Below are 18,017 nucleotides of genomic sequence, written 5' to 3' on the forward strand. Positions count from 1 at the left end.
TTAAACGCCAGACCTGCGGCACCCCGCCGCCCAGGACTTTGCCCGTGCTTGCCCCGTTTCTCATCATGCTGCGCGAAGGGATGGAGGCCGCGGTGATCGTCGGCATCATCGCGACCTATCTGCACCGCACCGGCCGCGCGGCCTTCATGCCGGCGGTCTGGACGGGCGTCCTGCTGGCGGTCGCGCTGTCGCTGTTCGCGGGCGCAGCGCTGCAGGTCCTGCGGGCAGGGTACCCCCAGAAATCGCAAGAGGCGTTCGAGGCGGGCGTGGCGCTGATCGCGACCGGGATGCTGCTGTGGATGGTCGTCTGGATGCGCGCCAACGCGCGGTCGCTGTCATCGACGCTGCGCGGGTCGGTGGACGACGCGCTTGGCCCTGCGGGCGGCGCGGGTCCGCGGTCCGGCGCGGGCGTCTGGCCACTGGTGGGCGCGGCCTTTCTGGCCGTCGCGCGCGAGGGGCTCGAGTCGGTGTTCTTCCTGCTCGCGATCTTCCAGCAAAGCCCCGGCGCTGCCGCGCCGCTGGGCGCGCTGGCCGGACTTGGCGTCGCGGTCGGCCTTGGGATCGCGCTTTATCGCGGCGGGGTGCGGCTGGACCTGCAGCGGTTCTTCCGCTGGACCGGGGTGTTCGTGATCCTCGTCGCGGCCGGACTGTTCTCGGGCGCGCTGCGCAGCCTGCACGAGGCGGGGGTGTGGAACCACCTTCAGCAACCCGTCTACGACCTGACCCGCACGCTGCCCGTGTCGTCGGTCCCGGGCACGATCCTGTCGGGTCTGCTGGGCTATCACGACCGCCCGACGCTGGGCGAGGCGCTGGCGTGGCTTGCCGTCGCGGGCGGCGGGCTGTGGCTGTTCCTGCGCCCGGTGACCGGCGCCGCCGCGCCGCGCCTGCGGACGCAGGGCTGATCCGATGGCCCCCGCCGGTCCGTCCCTGAACATGAAGCCCGTGCTGATCGGCGCGGGCATCCTGGCGCTCGCGGGTCTGGGCGCGTTCGCCGCGGCCACCCGGCACGCAGCCCCGGGCCTGCCCCAGGGCGCGCGCCAGATCGCGGTGTCGGAAACCGCCTGCGAGCCGATGGCGATGACGGTGCCCGCAGGCGCGGCAAGCTTCGTCATCCGGAACGCCTCGTCCCGGCCGCTGGAATGGGAGATTCTCGACGGCGTGATGGTGGTGGCCGAGCGCGAGAACATCGCGCCAGGCTTCACCGCCACGCTGACCGAGCGGCTGAAGCCCGGCAGCTACCAGATCACCTGCGGCCTTCTGTCGAACCCGCGCGGCACGCTGACCGTGACCCCCACCGCCCAGTCCGAGGCGGCCCGCGCGGCCCCGCCTACGGCCGAGTTCATCGGCCCCCTGTCCGAGATGCGGGTGCGGCTGATTCAGGCCGGCACCGCGCTGGAACGCGACACCGCCGCGCTGGCTGACGCGGTCGCGGCGGGCGATCTGGACGCCGCCAAGGCGGCCTATGGCACGGCCCGGGCGTCCTGGGCACGGCTCGGCACCGCGACGGCGCGGGCCAGCGATCTTGCGAACCGGATGTCGCCCGCTGCCGCCGTCCTTGCGGGGCGCGAGGCCGATCCGGGCTTCACCGGCTTCCACCGGATCGAGCATGGTCTGTGGACCAAGGCCACCACCGAGGGGCTGGAGCCCGCCGCCCGCGTGCTCGCCGCCGACGCGACCGAGATGAAGGCGCGTCTGCGCGACATGGCCGTGGACCCCGCCGACATCGCGGGCGACGCCGCGCGGCTCGCGCGCCACATCGCCGACGGGCAGGCGCGGCAGGGCGTGAACCTGTATTCGGGGCAGGACGCGGCCGAGTTCGACGCCGCGCTCGACAGCATCGCGGGCGCGGCCAAGGTGCTGGCCCCGCTGACGACCGCCGCCGCGCCCGATGCGGCCAAGACGGTGGAATCCCGGATCGCCGCGACGCGCAGTGCGATCGCCGCAATGGGCGCTTCGCCCGAAGCCGAAGCGCGCGAAGACGTGGCGCAGGGTTTCGCGGCGCTGGGGCAGGCGCTCGACGCCCTGAACCCGGCGCTGGGTTTGGACGCCGGCGCTGCGGAAGCCGGGGCAGCGTCCGGGCCAGCGTCTGGGGGAGGGGCGGGCTGACGATGGCTGGCGGTCACGACCCCACCCGCCGCACCCTGCTGCGCGGCTTCGGCGCGGCGGCGATGGTCTGCCCCTTCGCCGCAGGCATGGCCCGCGCCGAAGGAAACGCCGCGCCCGACAACAACGCAACCGGGCAGCCGCGCGTGACGCAGGCCCCGCAGGCGAACGAATCCTCGCCCGGCGACTACGTCTCGCCCTATGGCGCGCATCAGGCGGGCATCGTCACCCCGCGCCCGGCCCACGGCATGGTCGCAAGCTTTCACGTGCTGGCCGATACCCCCGCCGATCTGGAACGCCTGCTGCGCCGCCTGGGCGAGCGGATCGCGTTCCTGACCCGGGGCGGCGAGGTGCCACAGGTCGATCCCGGCCTCCCGCCCGCGGACTCGGGCCTGCTTGGCCCCGTCATCCGGCCGGACGCGCTGACGATCACCGTGGCCCTCGGCGCGGACCTGTTCGACCGCCACGACTGGCTGTCCCCCCATCGCCCGCGCCAGCTGGTGCGGATGCCGAAGTTCCCCAACGACGCGCCTGACGCCTCGATCCTGCACGGCGACCTCGCGCTGCAGATCTGCGCCAACACGCAGGACGCGACGATCCACGCGCTGCGCGACATCATCAAGTCTGTTCCCGACCAGCTGCTGCTGGCGTGGAAACAGGAAGGCAGCGTCCCCGTGATCCCGCCCCGCCCGGCCGGCGAGATCGAGAATGCGCGGAACTTCCTGGGCTTCCGCGACGGCTCGGCCAACCCCGACGCGAGCGACGCGGCCCAGATGGACCGCATCGTCTGGGTGGGCGCGGCGCAGGGCGAACCCGGCTGGACCCACGGCGGCAGCTACGCCGCGGTGCGGATCATCCGCAACTTCGTCGAACGCTGGGACCGCACCCCGCTGGCCGAGCAGGAACGGATCATGGGCCGCGTCAAGTCGAACGGCGCCCCCCTCGACCGCCGCCACGCGACCGAGATGGACGTGCCCGACTACGAAGCCGACCCGGACGGCGAGGCGACGGCCATGGACGCCCATATCCGGCTGGCAAACCCGCGCACCCCCGACAGCCGGCGCAACCTGATCCTGCGCCGGCCCTTCAACTACTCGAACGGGGTCACGAAATCGGGTCAGCTGGATCAGGGGCTGCTGTTCATCTGCTGGCAGGCGGACCTCGCGCAGGGGTTCGTGGCGGTCCAGGACCGGCTGAACGGCGAGCCGCTGGAGGAATACATCAAGCCCGTGGGCGGCGGCTTTTTCTTCGCTCTGCCCGGTTTCACGGACGCCCCCGACGACTATCCCGGCCGCCAGCTGATCGGCGCCATCGGCCGCACCACCGCGCCGGCCTGACCGGCAACTGAAAGGACTGACGATGAAGACGACCCTGGCCCTTCTGGGCCTCATGCTGCCCGGCGCGGCCTTCGCGCAGGACGCGACCCTCGCCCTTGTCGGGCCGATGGCCGAATACAAGCTGTATGTCGCGGACGAGACGCAGGAACTGGTCAAGGACACCCGCGCCTTCACCGACGCGGTCAAGGCCGGCGACGTCGAGACCGCGAAGTCGCTGTTCGCGCCGACCCGCCTGCATTACGAGAAGATCGAGCCGGTGGCGGAACTGTTCAGCGACCTTGACGTGTCGATCGACAGCCGCGCCGACGATCACGAGGCGGCCGAGGCGGACCCGGGCTTCACCGGCTTTCACCGGATCGAGCATGCGCTGTGGGCCACGGGCTCGACCGAGGGGATGGCCCCCTTCGCCGACAAGCTGATGGCCGATGTCGAGGATCTGGCCGCCCGCATCGACGGGCTGACCTTCCCGCCGCAGGTCGTCGTGGGCGGCGCGGCGGTGCTGATGGACGAGGTCGCGGCGACCAAGATCTCGGGCGAGGAAGACCGCTACAGCCACACCGACCTGTGGGATTTCCGCGGCAACTTCGACGGCGCGCGCAAGATCGTCGAGCTGTTCCGCCCGCACGTCAAGGACGACGCCTTCCTGGCCACGATCGACGCGAACTTCGACAAGGTCGACCGGACGCTCGAGAAGTACCGCGAGGGCGAAGGGTACCAGAGCTACGAAAAGCTGACCGACGACGACCGCCGGGTGCTGGCCGCGGGCGTGAACACGCTGGCCGAGGACCTGTCCACCCTGCGCGGGCGCGTGGGGCTGGATTGACCGCAAGCCGGGGCGGGCCCTGTCGCGGGCCCGCCCTTCTCTAGCCCTTCTCGGGCACGTCGGTCGAGGCGCGCAGGACCAGTTCGCACCCCAGCTCGATCTTGCGCGGCACGAAGGGCTCGCCCGTCGCGCGCCGCCGCGCGGTTTCCTGCATCAGCACCAGCGCCTCTTCCCCGATCTTTCGCATGGGGATCACGATGGTTGACAGCGCGGGCGACAGGAACTCGCCCTGCGGCAAGCCGTCGATGCCGATCACCGAGATGTCGCCGGGGACCGAACGACCGCTTTCCCGGATCGCCACGATCGCGCCCGCGGCAAGGATGTCGGCCGCAGCCACGATCGCGGTGAAGGGCGGGCCGTCCTGCAGCGCAAGCGCCACCCGCGCCCGCGCCGCCTGCGCGGTCCAGTCATCGACCTCGAGGATGTGGCTGGGGCCGAGGCCGGGCCCCAGCACGTCGCGCACCCCTTCCAGGCGACGGGCGATGGTGCGGCGGCCGGGCTTGGTCAGGAACGCGATCCGCTGGTGGCCGAGCGCGGTCAGGTGCCCCGCCGCCAGCGCCGCGGCCGCGCGGTTGCAGGGCGCGACCGAGTCGAGCTTCATCAGCGGGTCGTCGTCGTTCAGAAGGACGACCGGGCAGGGCAGCAGCCGGGCCTGCGCGATGGTGTCGTCATCGACGGTCATCAGGATGATGCCCATCAGCCCCGACCGACCCTGGCGGCCGGGAACCCGGGCGGGCAGGCGCGCGATCTCGGCCGGATGGGCGTAGCCCAGCACCTCGACCTCGATCCCCAGGTCGCCCGCCCGGGCGCGCAGCCCTTCCAGCACGTGCAGCGTGTACTGGCTTCGCTGCAGGTCCAGAAGCGCCGCGTGCGACGCGACCAGCAGCACCTTGGACCCCGCCGGCTCCTCGCGCAGCGGATAGTTCAGTTCGCGCGCGCGCGCCCTGATCCGGCCCAGCATCTCGTCGCGGACATAGCCGCGCCCGCTCAGCGCGCGGGACACGGTGGCGGTCGAGACGCCGAGGTCGCGGGCGATGTCGGCGATGGTGGCGCGCCGGGGGGCGGGATGCTTGACGGGCATGTCACCGCGTATGCAAGAAAATTACATATTGCAACAATGTTTCACAGCACCGCTCATTGTCCCGCAGGGAGGGTCCATGGCCGACGTGATTCCAGACGCGGGCGACCGCATCGGCGCGACGCTGGACCGGCTGGTGGCCGGGCTGACGACGCTGTCGCACGACGGCCGCTTCGATGAGCCGAACCTCGACGGCACCGCCGGCGACTACATCAGCTTCGACGCCTGGGAATGGCCGCAGGGCGTCGGCATGTTCGGGCTGGTGCAGCTTTGGCGGGCCAAGGGGAACGACCCCGCGCTGGGGCGGATCATCGGCGGCTGGTACCGGCGCGCGCTGGATCGCGGGCTGCCCGCGCTGAACGTGAACACCACCGCGCCGATGCTGGGGCTGGCGCTATACTGGGACCAGACCCGCGACCCCGCGTTCCGGGCCGCGCTGGACGACTGGGCCGACCGGCTGATGACGCAGGCGGGGCGCACGGGCTTCGCGGCATTCCAGCATGACGTGTCCGACAAGCTGAACGCGCACGAATTGTGGGACGACACGCTTTACATGGTCGGCCTGTTTCTCGCCGCCTACGGGCAGGTGTCGGGCCGCCGCGGGCTGGTGGACGAGGCGGAACGGCAGTTCCTGTCCCACGCGCATTTCCTGGCCGACCGCCGCACCGGCCTGTGGTTTCACGGCTGGACCTTCGACGGCCGCCACAACTTCGCCGACGCGCTGTGGGCGCGGGGGAACGCGTGGATCACGGCCGGGTTCGTGGACCTGTTCGAGCTGGCCGACCTGTCGCCCGCCGTGCGCGACCATCTCGCCTCGCTTCTGCGCGACCAGGTCGAGGCGCTGCTGCCGCTGCAAGCCTCGTCCGGCATGTGGCACACGCTGCTGGCGGAACCGGGCAGCTACGCCGAAACCTCGGCCACGGCGGGCTTTGCCTACGGACTTCTGAAAGGCGCGCGGCTGAGGCTTGGCGACGACCGCTGGCGCGCGGCCGGGCTGCGCGCGCTTGACGCGGTGATCGGCGCGGTCGATGCGCAGGGCGTTGTCGGCGGCGTCAGCTACGGCACCCGGATGGGGCACGACCTGCAGCATTACCGCGACATCCCGATCCAGCCCACGGCCTACGGGCAGTCGCTGGCCATTCTGGCGCTGGTCGAAGGGCGCCGGCACCTGACCGAAAGGAACGACCGATGACCATGCTGCAGCGCTACGGGGCCGGACCCGACCAGATCGACGCGATGCTGACCGACGACCTGCGCGACAACTTCATGGTCGAGGGGCTGTTCCAGCCCGGCGAGATCGGGTTTTGCTACACCCACTACGACCGCATGATCCTTGGCGCGGCGGTGCCGACGGATGCGCCCCTGTCGTTCGGCGACGGCGCCGACGTGGGGACACCCCGGTTCTTCGACGCGCGCGAGATGGGGGTCGCGAACCTTGGCGGCGCGGGCTGGATCGAGATCGACGGCACCCGCCACGCCTTGGCCAACCGCGACGTGCTGTATATCGGCCGCGGCGCGGGCGAGGTGGTGATGGGCAGCGACGACGCCGCGTCGCCCGCGCATTTCTACATGAACTCGGTCCCCGCGGGGGCGGACATCCCGCACCGGCTCATCACCCGCGACGAGGGCAAGCAGGTCGAGTTCGGCGAGGCGGCGAAGTGCAACCACCGCCGCCTGCGGATGTACATCCACCCCGAGGTCGCGCCGTCCTGCCTGCTGCTGATGGGGATCACCGACCTGGCCGAGCAGTCGGTGTGGAACACCATGCCCCCGCACCTGCACGAGCGGCGGATGGAGGCGTATTGCTACTTCGACCTCGCCCCCGAGGACCGGGTCATGCACTTCATGGGCCGCCCCGACAACACCCGCCACCTGGTCGTCGCCAACGGCGACATGGTGCTGTCGCCCGCATGGTCGATCCACATGGGCGCGGGCACCGGGCGCTATGCCTTCGTCTGGGGCATGACGGGCGAGAACCAGGCCTACGGCGACGTCGATCCCGTCGGCATCGCGGAGCTTCGCTGACATGCGCCTGACCAGCGGCCAGCCCTTGCCCTGGTGGCAGACGACGCCGCTGGCCGCGACGCGCTACGACGTGCCCGACGCGCCCATGCAGGGCGAGATGGATTCGACGTTCTTCCTGACCAAGGACAAGAACTACATCCCCCACACCTATCCGTGCCGCACCGCCTATATCGCCCGGTACCGCGACTGCGAGCCGGTGCCCGACATGGACCCGGACTGGACCACCGCGCGCAACGTCCTGCCGATGGGGTCGGCGTTCCTCGACCTGTCGGGATTCTGGTTCCGCGCGACCCGGCTCAGGAACTGGCAGCGCACCGCAGTTCATGCGGAACGCGCCGGCCCGGCGCGGTTGCGGCTGGGGATCTGCGGGGCTGCCAAGCTTTTCGTCAACGGCGAGGCGGCCGGCTGGCTCGCCCCCACAATCCGCAACGCGATGACGAAGGCAGAGTTCGACGTGACCCTGCGCGAGGGCGGAAACGAGATCGCCGTCTGGCAAGAGGACCTGGCCGAGCGCGACGCCGTCATCCGCATCCTCGTCGAATGGGTGGACGGCCCGCCCGCCCGCGCGGCCCGTCCATATGGCGCGGACGACGCGCTGGTGGACGCGGTCGAGGCGGCGATCGACGCCATGCACCTGGACCGCAAGCATTACGACGACACCGACGAGATCGCGCTGGTCCTGCCGCGTCCGTTTCCCGCCCCGGTCGCGGCCAAGGTCGTCGTCAGCGGCCATTTCATGGCCCACGACAGCCAGGGGATCGCGCTCGACATCGCGCCGGGCGCCGCGCGCGCGACGATCGGGCGGGCAGGGGACTTTCCCGCCGACTACCGCTATTTCCACCTCGATCTCGACTGCGGCGGCTTTCGCACCCGCGCGACGCTGGGGGCCGAGATCAGCTGGCGCGGCCGCACCGGCCCCGCGCCGGACACGCTGCCGGGCCGCATCGCCGAGACGCTGGGCTGGATCGCCGCGCACGCCGAGAACGACACCCAGACCGCGCTCGCCTGCCTTGATCAGGGCGACGCCGATCGTGCCGCCGCGATCTATGAACACGAGCTGGGCGGGATCGAGGAGTGCTTCGACTGCGCCGACTTCGCGCTGGTGCCGCTGCTCTGGGGCCGGATCGCCTATGCCGACCGCATCCCGGCCGCGCTGCGTGCGCGGATCGACGCCGCCACGCTGAACTTCCGCTACTGGATGGACGAGCCGGGCAACGACGTGCAGTGGTACTTCTCGGAAAACCATGCGCTGCTGTTCCACACCGCCGCCTACCTGGCCGGGCATCACCTGCCCGACGCCACCTTCCGCCGCTCGGGCCGCAGCGGGGCAGAGCAGTCGCGCGTGGGTCACGACCGGCTGAACGCGTGGTTCGACCACTTCGAGCGTGCCGAGATGGCCGAGTTCAACTCGTCCCCCTATTTCCCAATCGACCTCAAGGGGATGACCGCGCTTTACGCGCTGGCGCCCGACGAAGGCATCCGCGAACGCGCGCGCCGCGGCATCCTGCGGCTGGTCGAGATCGTCGCGAACGCGGCCCATATGGGCGTGAACACCGCGGCCGAGGGGCGCAGCTACGAACATTCGCTGATCCCCGCCGACACGTCCGAACTGACGGGGATCGCCCGGCTTCTCTGGGGGCGAGGCTGGTTCGGGGCGCATGTGAATTGCCTGAGCCAGCTCGCGCTGTGCCTGCGCGACCACGGGCTGACGGTCGATCCGGCGCTGCGCGACCGCGCGATCTGGTCGGGCGAGGGCGCGCAGGAATGGACCTTCGGGCAGGGCAACAACCTCTTCGCGCGGCTTTATCACCACAAGACCGAGGCTGCCGCGATGGGCAGCGCCGCCGCCTATCGCTGGGGCGAATGGGGCTACCAGGAAACGCTGATCCACGGGCGGCTGGGGCAGGAGCCCCGGGCGCAGTTCTGGATCAACCATCCCGGCGAGATGGTGCAGTCGGGCTATGGCCGCCCGTCGTTCTGGGGCGGATCGGCCAGCGTACCGCGCGTCCAGCAGTATCGCGGGCTGGCGATCGTGTCGTTCCGGGGTGTCGAGGGGCAGCTGGGCTTCACCCACGCCTGGTTCCCGACCGAGGTGTTCGACGACTGGCACGTCCAAGGAACCCGCGCCCGCGCGCGGTCCGGAACCGGCGTCCTGCTGCTTGCCGGGTCGGGGCCCTTGCAGCTGGTCACGACCGGCGGGTCGGCGAACGCCGAACTGCGGCTTGAGGGCCGGGCCGGGCTGTGGATCGCGCGGGTCGGGCGCGGCGACAGCGCGGCCGGGTTCGAGGCCGCGCACGCGCTTGTGGCGACGCGGAACGGGGACGTGCTTGCCGTGGACGATCCCGAATACGGCCTGGTCCGGTTCCACGAGGACGGCCGGGTCGAGGCCGAGGGGCGGACCCTCGATCCGCGCGACTGGACGCTGGCGGGCACCCGGCTCGGCATCGTGACGCAACCCGATTACCGGGCGGACCCGGTCGCGGCCGGATCGGCCTAGCCGCCGAACCCGTGGGCGGCCCGAACGGCACGAGCCGACCCCGCAAGGTCCGCCGCACGACGAGACGCCCACGCCTGATGTGACAACAAGTCTGATCTCAACAAGCCTGAACAAAACTGGGAGGAACTGATGAAACGAGCCTATCTCCGCGGGACGGCGATCGCAGCCGCCCTCAGCTTCGCCACCGGGGCATACGCCGCCGACGAAGTCCGCATCATGTGGTATTCCGACGGCAACGAGGGCGAGGTGGTGGCCGACCTGCTCAAGAAGTTCGAGGAACAGAACCCCGACATCAAGGTCACGCTGGACAACGTGTCCTATCAGGTCATCAAGGAACAGCTGCCGATCACGCTGGAAGCAGGCGACGGCCCCGACATCGCCCGCGTGACCGACCTCAAGGCGCTGGCCGACCACTGGCTGGACCTGACGCCCTACCTGGCCGACAAGGCCTACTGGGATGCGAACTACGGCGAGCAGGCCGACTGGATGCGGCCCGACGGGTCGCAGGCGATCACCGGCTTCATGACCCAGATCACCCTGACCGGGGCGTTCGCCAACAAGACGCTGTTCGACCAGGCGGGCGTCGCCCTGCCGGCGGCGGGCAGCACCTGGGACCAGTGGGTCGAAGCCGCGGCGCAGGTCGCGCAAAGCCAGCAGTCCCCCGCGGCCTTCGCGATGGACCGGTCGGGCCACCGGATGAGCGCGCCGATCCTGAACTACGGCGCCAACTACATTGGCCAGGACGGCATGCCCGCGCCGGTCGACGCGGGGGCCAAGGCGTTCCTGACCGAACTGGTGGGCTGGACCGAGGGCGGGCAGAACCTCAAGGACGTGTGGGTCAGCGCCGCCGGCGCATCCTACCGCGCGGCGGCCGAGGATTTCATCAACGCGCAGATCCCGCTGTATTTCTCGGGCAGTTGGCAGATCTCGAACTTCTCGACCAAGATCGGCGACACCTTCGACTGGGTCGCGGTGGGCAACCCCTGCGGCCCCGACGGGTGCAGCGGCATCCCGGGCGGCGCCGGGCTGGTCGCGGTGAAATACACCAAGAACCCCGAGGCGGTCGGCAAGGTCATGGACTATCTCGCGTCCGAGCCGGTGATGCGCGAGTTCACGCAGCGCTCGCTGTTCATCCCGTCGAACGCGGCGATCCGCGCGGCGGGCGACCTGAAGTACGAGACCGCCGATCCGCAGGTCCAGCCCGCGCTCGACGCCTTCAACGCCGACGTGAAGAACCTCAGCCCCGAGGCGAACGCGCTGCCGGCGTGGAAATGGGCCAGCGCCTATTACACCGCGCTCGTCACCCGCACGGGCCAGGCGATGGCGGGCGAGATGTCGCTGGACGACGCCTTCGCGCGGATGGACAGCGACATTGCCGAGCAGGTCGCACAGGCCGGGCAATGACGATGCAGGGCGAGGCACCGGCGGGCGCGGGGAACCCCGCGCCGCAGCAGGCGCCCGCCCGCCGGTCCATCGGCGCGGTGCTTGCCGCGCCGGTGGGCCTGCTTGCCCATCTGCTGGACGGGCCGATGCGGTTTTGGCAGCGGCTGGCGGGACGGGGCGGCATGATCGCCTTTTTCCTGCTGCCGAACATGGCCGTGTTCGCGCTGTTCGTGATCGTGCCCCTGGGCATCAACGTGGCCTATTCGCTGAGCGGCGGAACCCAGCTGTTCCTGCCCTCGCGCAGCTTCGTGGGGCCTGAGAACTTCGCCCGGCTCCTGACCTGCGACAACCACCTGGCGCCCGCCACCTGCCGCGACGACCTGTTCTGGATCGCGGTCTGGAACACGGTCCGCTTCGTGGCGCTGCAGGTGGTGGTGCTGGTCGCGGTGGCGATGACCACGGCGCTGATCCTCAACCGCAGCATCCGCGCGCGCGGCTTCTGGCGGGCGGTGTTCTTCTTTCCGGTGCTGCTGTCGCCGGTGGTCGTGGGCCTGATCTGGAAATGGATCTTCCAGCGGCAGGGCCTGCTCAACTGGCTGATGGTCGAGATGGGGCTCGATCCGGTCAACTGGCTGACCGACCGCACCTGGGCCTACGTCTTTTCGGTCGGGATCTCGGTCTGGGCGCATGCGGGGTTCTATGCGCTGATCCTGCTCGCGGGCCTGCAGGCGATCCCCCGCCACATCTACGAGGCGGCCGAGATGGACCGCACGTCGCCCGCGCGCGCGTTCCGCCGCATCACCCTGCCGCTGCTGTGGCCCAACCTTCTGGTCGTGATCGTGCTGGCGCTGATCCGCGCGGTGCAGGTCTTTGACGAGGTCTATGTCCTGACCGGCGGCGGCCCCGGCACATCGACCATGTACCTGACCCAGTACATCTATGAGACGGGCTTCGCCTCGACGCTGCGCAACCCGGGCGTGGCGGCGGCCGCGTCGCTGATGATGGGGGGCGTGCTGGTGGTGCTGACGCTGGCGCAGATCGCGCTTACGCGGTGGAGGGACCGGCAATGACCCGATCGGCGATGAACCCCGTGGCCTTCCTGACCCGGCGCCGCGGCGGCAAGGGGTGGCACTGGACCGACGTGGTGACGTTCGGCTGGCTCGCGCTCAGCCTCGTCATGATCTTCGGCCCGGCGCTGTGGCTGTTGCTGTCGTCGTTCAAGACCCCGGCCCAGCTGGCCGAGTTCCCGCCGACGATCCTGCCCTATGCCGCCCAGACCGCGACGGTCGAGACAAAGACGGGCCCCAAGGCGCTGCCGCTTTACACGGTCGAGCTGCCCGACGGATCGAGCGCGGTGATGGCGGAGCTGAACCGCGTCGGCATCATGGCCAACATGGTCCGCCCCGAGGCGCCGGACGACCCCGTCAAGGTCAACATCAACGCCAGGAAGCCCCTGCGCGAGGTCGCCTTCGCCACCGACAACTACACGACGCCGCTCAAGCAGTTCGACTTTGCGCGCTACCTTCGCAATTCGGTCTTCGTGACCACGATGGCCACGATCATCACGCTCATTACCAACTCGATGGCGGCCTTCGCGCTGTCCAAGTACGAGTTCCGGGGCCGCAACGGGGTCATGATGGTGATCGTCGCCACGCTGATGATCCCGCTGTCGGTGAACCTCGTGCCGCTTTATTCGGTGGTGTCGTCGCTGGGGCTGATGAACAACCTGTGGGGCGTGATCCTGCCCACGGTCGCCACGCCCACAGGCGTCTTCATGCTGCGCCAGTACATGCTGACGATCCCCGACGAGCTGATCGAGGCCGCGCGCATGGACAACGCCAGCGAATGGCAGATCTACTGGCGGATCGTGTTGCCGCTGACGGCGCCCGCGCTTGCGGTCCTCGCCATCTTCTCGGTCGTGTGGCGCTGGAACGATTTCCTGTGGCCGCTGATCGTGCTGAGCCGGAAAGAGCTTTTCACGCTGCAGGTCGGGCTCAACACCTATGCGGGCGAGCTGAACGTGCAGTGGCAGTTCATCCTTGCCATGACGGTGGTGTCGATCATCCCGGTCCTGATCGTGTTCGTGTTCCTGCAGCGGTTCATCACCGCAGGCATCGCCGGCACCGGACTGAAGTAGGAAGGAAACCCGATGGGGCAGATCAGGCTGCAAGGCATCCGCAAGTCGTTCGGCGCGCTCGAGGTTCTCAAGGGCATCGACCTTGACATCGCCGAAGGCGAGTTCGTGGTGTTCGTGGGGCCCTCGGGCTGCGGGAAGTCCACGCTGCTGCGCCAGATCTCGGGGCTCGACCAGCCGAACGCGGGCAGGATCCACATCGACGGCCGCGACGTGACCGACGTGGGCGCGGCCGACCGCGGGCTTGCGATGGTGTTCCAGTCCTACGCGCTTTATCCCCACATGACGGTGCGCGACAATCTGGCCTTCGGGCTGCAGAACAACCGCATGCCCAAGGCCGAGATCGCGTCCCGCATCGCCGAGGCCGCGCGGATGCTGGAAATCGGGCACCTGATGCAGCGCCGCCCGGGCCAGCTGTCGGGCGGGCAGCGCCAGCGGGTGGCGATCGGGCGCGCGGTGGTGCGTGACCCGACCGCATTCCTACTGGACGAGCCGCTGTCGAACCTGGATGCCGAGCTGCGGGTGTCGATGCGGGCCGAACTCGCGGCGCTGCACGCGCGGCTGAAAGCCACGATGATCTACGTCACCCACGACCAGATCGAGGCGATGACGCTGGCCGACCGGATCGTCGTCCTGCGCGACGGCGAGATCGAGCAGGTGGCGACGCCGATGGAGCTGTTCAACCGCCCGGCCAACCTGTTCGTCGCGGGCTTCATCGGCGCGCCGCGGATGAACCTGATCGACGCCGCCGAAGCCGCGTCGCTGGCGCCAGGCGGCCTGCCGCGCGGCGCCGCATGGGTCGGGGTGCGGCCGCAGAACCTGCGGCTGGACGATGCCGGGGCCGAGTTGAAGGTGGATCTGGTCGAGGCATTGGGGACGGAAACGGTGCTGCACGGGCAACTCGCGTCGGGCACCCGTCTGATCGTCGCGCAGGCGGGGCAGGTGGATGCCGCGCGGGGCGACACGCTGCGGGTCGCGGCCGAGCCGGGCAAGCTGCATTTCTTCGACGACGCGGGCCGCCGGGTCGAGCCCTGATCACAAGGAGCCTGTGATGACGAACCCCCCGACCCTTTTCGACCTCGGCGGCCGCGTGGCGGTCGTCACCGGCGCCAATACCGGGATCGGGCAGGCGATCGCGGTGGCGCTGGCGGACGCAGGCGCCGCCGTGGCGCTGGTCGGCCGGTCCGCGATGGACGAGACCCGCGCCCTCGTCACCGGCGGGGCGCGCGTCCACGAGATCCGCGCGGACCTGTCCACCACCGCGCCCCTGCAGGGGATCGTGGACGAAACGGTGGCCCGGCTGGGGCGGCTCGACATTCTCGTGAACAACGCGGGCATCATCCGCCGTGCCGACGCGGTCGATTATTCCGAGGCCGACTGGGACGCCGTCATCGACACGAACCTGAAATCGCTTTTCTTCCTGAGCCAGGCGGCGGGGCGGCACATGATCGCCCAGGGGTCGGGCAAGATCGTGAACGTGGCCTCGCTTCTGTCGTTTCAGGGCGGGATCCGGGTTCCGGCCTATACCGCGTCGAAAAGCGGCGTCGCCGGGCTGACCCGGCTGCTCGCCTGCGAATGGGCGGCCAAGGGCGTGCAGGTCAATGCCATCGCGCCCGGCTACGTGGCGACCAAAAACACCGAGGCGCTGCGCGCCGACGAAAAGCGCAGCGCCGACATCCTCGGCCGCATCCCGGCCGGGCGCTGGGGCAAGCCGTCGGACATCGGCGGCGCGGCGGTGTTCCTGGCCTCGGCCGCGTCGGACTATGTCAACGGGATCGTGCTGCCGGTGGACGGCGGCTGGCTGGCCCGCTGAGCGCCCGCGCCATGAAGATCGCCTGCATCGGCGAGGTGATGATCGAGCTGTCGCCCGCGGGCGAGGGGCTGATGCGCGCGGGCGTCGCGGGCGACAGCTTCAACACCGCCGTCTACCTGTCGCGGCTGCTCGGGCCGGGCGTGGTGTCCTACGTCACCGCGCTGGGGTGCGATCCGCAGTCCGACCGGATCATGGACGCGATCGCCGCCGAAGGGATCGCGACCGACCTCTGCGAACGCGTGCCAGACGGCCTGCCCGGGCTTTACATGATAACGCTCGACGACCGGGGGGAACGGAGCTTCGCCTACTGGCGCTCGACCTCGGCTGCGCGGGGGCTGTTCTCGCGCGCGGGCGGGATCGGGCCCGACACGCTGGCGGGGTTCGACGTGATCTACCTGTCGGCGATCACCCTTGCGGTGATCGCGCCCGAGGCGCGGGCACGGCTGCTCGACTGGCTCGCAGGGTTTCGCGACCGTGGCGGCAAGGTCGCGTTCGATTCGAACTACCGCCCCAGGCTTTGGCCCGACGCCGAGACGGCGCGCACCGAAATCGGGCGCTTCTGGTCGGCAACCGACATCGCATTGCCCTCGCTCGACGATGAGGAGGCGCTGACGGGCATGATCGGGTCCGAGGCGACGGTGGCACGCTTCCGCGTCCTCGGCGTGGGAACCGGCGCGCTGAAGCGCGGGGCGGCGGGGCCGGTGGCGCTGGATGGAAGCGGCGCGGCGTTGCGGGTGCCGCGCGCGGACCGGGTGACGGACACGACCGCCGCCGGCGACAGCTTCAACGCGGGCTTCATCGCCGCGACCCTGACCGGCGCGTCGGCCACCGCAGCCATGGCCGCAGGCCACGCGCTGGCGGCCCGTGTCATCGCGCACCCCGGCGCGATCATCCCGCGCTCGGCGATGCCGACAGCCTGACCTCATCGGGTCCGCATCGGGCTTGCCGGGCTGCAAGCGACGCGCTCGCGCGGCAAACCGCCTTCAGCGCAATCAGCGCGCCAGCCGGTCCAGCTCGTCGCGAAGCGCGCGGACGCGGCCCACGTCGGTGCCGCGCGCGCCGGGTGGCTGGAAGCCCAGCGACCGGACCAGCGGCGACGCGTCGGGCAGGGCCGCCCCGCCCGAGGCGTGGATCTCGCGCAGCGGCAGGCGGTCGGCAAAACGCGCGGCGTTGTCGGCCGTGATCCCGCTGCCCGGCATGACGATCACATCGGGCGCGGCCGTGGCCATCGCCGCCAGCCGGTCCAGCCCGTCCACCGCCGCGCGGGCCCCGCCCGACGACAGGACGCGGCGTATTCCAAGCGCGCGGCACGATGCCATCGCCTCGACCGGGTCGGGGGCAAGGTCGATCGCGCGGTGCAGCGTGACGTCCAGCCCCTGCGCCGCCTCGACCAGGCGCGACAGCACCCGGGCGTCCAGCCGCCCGTCGGGCAGCGAGGCCCCGATCACCACGCCGGCTAGGCCCGCGCCGCGCACCGCCTCGATCTCGGCCAGCATGGCGCGGACCTCATCCTCGGTCCAGACGAAATCGCCTGCGCGGGGGCGGATCATCGCCATGACCGGCAGCGCGACATCGGCCGCAAGCGCGATCAGCCCGGCCGATGGCGTCAGGCCGCCGACCCCCAGCGCCGCACAAAGCTCGATCCGGTCCGCACCGCCTTCGACCGCCGCGGCGATCCCGGCGGCGTCGTCCACGCATATTTCGAGCAAGATCCGGCTCACGCCTGCCTCCGTTCCGGTTTCACGAGCAGCCGCGCGACCGGGAGTGCGGGTCTGCGGATGCGTGGGTGTAAAAGCTGCGTCCTCATAGCCGGTGCGGTATCTCAGGTGAAGGCGGCCAGCCAGAGAGGACACGGGTGCGGGCGCTTTCTCGTGGCCGGCTTGGGACTACGCGAGGTCCAAGGCCATCCGGCGTGGGCGCTGGCAAGCCTCGCCACCAAGACGGGGTGTGCGTGGTGGTGGGTTGGTAATGTCGTTACGGGGTTGCCCGGCACCAACGGCACTGCAAGACCGACCCGGGCGAGATCTTGACGCCGTCGTTCTTAGGCACGACGCGGCGACCGCCACGTCGCACGACGGACCTTCAGTGATGGCCGTGGCGTTCCTATCTTGTGGGCAAGGGGGACCCGCCATGTGCCGCCTGCTCGTTCTGCTGCTCCTGCTCGCCCTTCCCGTGCCGGCGCTGGCCGAGGATCGCCCGCGCGCCGGGCTCCTGTGGAACCGCAGCGGCTTGCCCGCGACGTTCCCGCTGGTGGTGAGATCGAACCAGGGCACCGATCACGTCCTCTACGTCACCGACCCCGAAGACCGCGCCCCGGTGATGGCGGGCTATATCCGCGGAGGAGAGGTTTTTCGCCTGCTGCTGCCGCCCGGCGAATGGCGCCTGCGCTTCGCCTCGGGCCGCGATTGGCAGGGCGGGGACCGTCTGTTCGGCCCCGCGACGGCCTGGACCGAGATGCAGGACAATGTGGATCTGAAGGTCCTCGGCATCGACCGCCGCCGCGCCTACGTGATCACGCTGGACGACCGCGACGGCGCGACCGTCATCGCCGAGGCGCGCGAGGCGGCGGAATGCCAGCTGGTGCTGTGGGACAGCTACAACCGCGAATGGCCGGACGACTTTCCCGGAACCTCGGACCGGGACCGGGGGCTGCTGGAGCGCCGGCCCGACGAGCCCCGCGACGACGCCCGCTACGGCGACCGTGTCCGCCCGAAGCTGCGCTATGTCGAGCGGGACTACGATTTCTACCGTAAGCGCCACGGCGCTCTCCTCCTGCCGCTGCTGATCTGATCGGTCCATTCTCCGCGGGTGGGCATGGGGCGGA

At 70.5% G+C, this 18,017-nt stretch carries 16 protein-coding genes; 14 read left to right on the plus strand and 2 right to left on the minus strand.

Features of this window, described 5'->3' with window-relative positions:
• Positions 1-44: 44 nt before the first annotated feature.
• Genes efeU through efeO (FNF32_RS04200) form a run of 4 tightly spaced genes read left to right on the plus strand, consistent with a single transcriptional unit; the run spans position 45 to position 4,263 of the window.
• Positions 45-902: an iron uptake transporter permease EfeU gene (gene efeU / locus FNF32_RS04185; RefSeq protein WP_131674201.1), complete on the plus strand. Its 858-nt coding sequence runs from the start codon at positions 45-47 to the stop codon at positions 900-902.
• Positions 903-933: 31 nt separating this feature from the next.
• Positions 934-2,106, plus strand: coding sequence for an iron uptake system protein EfeO (efeO, locus tag FNF32_RS04190; protein ID WP_221930648.1), 1,173 nt, complete (start codon positions 934-936; stop codon positions 2,104-2,106).
• A 2-nt stretch (positions 2,107-2,108) separates the two neighbouring features.
• Positions 2,109-3,440 (plus strand): iron uptake transporter deferrochelatase/peroxidase subunit, encoded by a 1,332-nt coding sequence (gene efeB / locus FNF32_RS04195; protein WP_131674203.1) that lies wholly within the window; start codon positions 2,109-2,111, stop codon positions 3,438-3,440.
• Positions 3,441-3,462: 22 nt separating this feature from the next.
• Entirely contained in the window at positions 3,463-4,263 is an 801-nt protein-coding gene (efeO, locus tag FNF32_RS04200) for an iron uptake system protein EfeO (protein ID WP_131674204.1), read from the plus strand.
• 40 nt (positions 4,264-4,303) lie between these two features.
• Here efeO (FNF32_RS04200) and FNF32_RS04205 read toward each other — a convergent pair whose 3' ends face one another.
• On the minus strand, positions 4,304-5,344 hold the full coding sequence (locus FNF32_RS04205) for a LacI family DNA-binding transcriptional regulator (RefSeq protein WP_131674205.1): 1,041 nt from the start codon (positions 5,342-5,344) through the stop codon (positions 4,304-4,306).
• Positions 5,345-5,420: 76 nt separating this feature from the next.
• Here FNF32_RS04205 and bglB point away from each other — a divergent pair, with 76 nt between their 5' ends.
• From bglB to FNF32_RS04250, 9 genes are all read left to right on the plus strand, one after another.
• The gene (gene bglB, locus FNF32_RS04210; RefSeq protein WP_131674206.1) at positions 5,421-6,533 is read left to right on the plus strand and encodes a beta-galactosidase BglB; all 1,113 of its coding nucleotides are present in this window, start codon (positions 5,421-5,423) and stop codon (positions 6,531-6,533) included.
• Complete coding sequence (kduI, locus tag FNF32_RS04215; RefSeq protein ID WP_185961840.1) at positions 6,530-7,366, plus strand: 5-dehydro-4-deoxy-D-glucuronate isomerase; 837 nt, start codon at positions 6,530-6,532, stop codon at positions 7,364-7,366. Before bglB ends, kduI begins: the two co-directional genes overlap by 4 nt.
• A gap of 1 nt (position 7,367) precedes the next feature.
• Positions 7,368-9,863, plus strand: coding sequence for a hypothetical protein (locus FNF32_RS04220; protein ID WP_131674207.1), 2,496 nt, complete (start codon positions 7,368-7,370; stop codon positions 9,861-9,863).
• A gap of 129 nt (positions 9,864-9,992) precedes the next feature.
• The gene (locus tag FNF32_RS04225; protein ID WP_131674208.1) at positions 9,993-11,267 is read left to right on the plus strand and encodes an ABC transporter substrate-binding protein; all 1,275 of its coding nucleotides are present in this window, start codon (positions 9,993-9,995) and stop codon (positions 11,265-11,267) included.
• The gene (locus FNF32_RS04230) at positions 11,264-12,316 is read left to right on the plus strand and encodes a carbohydrate ABC transporter permease (protein ID WP_246087675.1); all 1,053 of its coding nucleotides are present in this window, start codon (positions 11,264-11,266) and stop codon (positions 12,314-12,316) included. Before FNF32_RS04225 ends, FNF32_RS04230 begins: the two co-directional genes overlap by 4 nt.
• Positions 12,313-13,383: a carbohydrate ABC transporter permease gene (locus FNF32_RS04235; RefSeq protein ID WP_246087676.1), complete on the plus strand. Its 1,071-nt coding sequence runs from the start codon at positions 12,313-12,315 to the stop codon at positions 13,381-13,383. Before FNF32_RS04230 ends, FNF32_RS04235 begins: the two co-directional genes overlap by 4 nt.
• Before the next feature lie 12 nt (positions 13,384-13,395).
• Positions 13,396-14,415, plus strand: a complete 1,020-nt coding sequence (locus tag FNF32_RS04240) for an ABC transporter ATP-binding protein (RefSeq protein ID WP_131674209.1) — start codon at positions 13,396-13,398, stop codon at positions 14,413-14,415.
• Positions 14,416-14,431: 16 nt separating this feature from the next.
• Entirely contained in the window at positions 14,432-15,193 is a 762-nt protein-coding gene (kduD, locus tag FNF32_RS04245; RefSeq protein WP_131674210.1) for a 2-dehydro-3-deoxy-D-gluconate 5-dehydrogenase KduD, read from the plus strand.
• 11 nt (positions 15,194-15,204) lie between these two features.
• Positions 15,205-16,113 (plus strand): sugar kinase, encoded by a 909-nt coding sequence (locus tag FNF32_RS04250; protein ID WP_131674211.1) that lies wholly within the window; start codon positions 15,205-15,207, stop codon positions 16,111-16,113.
• A 72-nt stretch (positions 16,114-16,185) separates the two neighbouring features.
• Here the strand turns inward: FNF32_RS04250 and FNF32_RS04255 are convergent, their stop codons facing one another.
• Positions 16,186-16,914, minus strand: coding sequence for a copper homeostasis protein CutC (locus FNF32_RS04255; protein WP_143796487.1), 729 nt, complete (start codon positions 16,912-16,914; stop codon positions 16,186-16,188).
• Positions 16,915-17,323: 409 nt separating this feature from the next.
• Here FNF32_RS04255 and FNF32_RS04260 point away from each other — a divergent pair, with 409 nt between their 5' ends.
• Positions 17,324-17,983 (plus strand): hypothetical protein, encoded by a 660-nt coding sequence (locus FNF32_RS04260; protein ID WP_131674213.1) that lies wholly within the window; start codon positions 17,324-17,326, stop codon positions 17,981-17,983.
• The last annotated feature ends 34 nt before the right edge of the window (positions 17,984-18,017 follow it).

Origin of the sequence: Paracoccus marinus (assembly GCF_007018965.1) — a bacterium.
Lineage (GTDB): Bacteria > Pseudomonadota > Alphaproteobacteria > Rhodobacterales > Rhodobacteraceae > Paracoccus > Paracoccus marinus.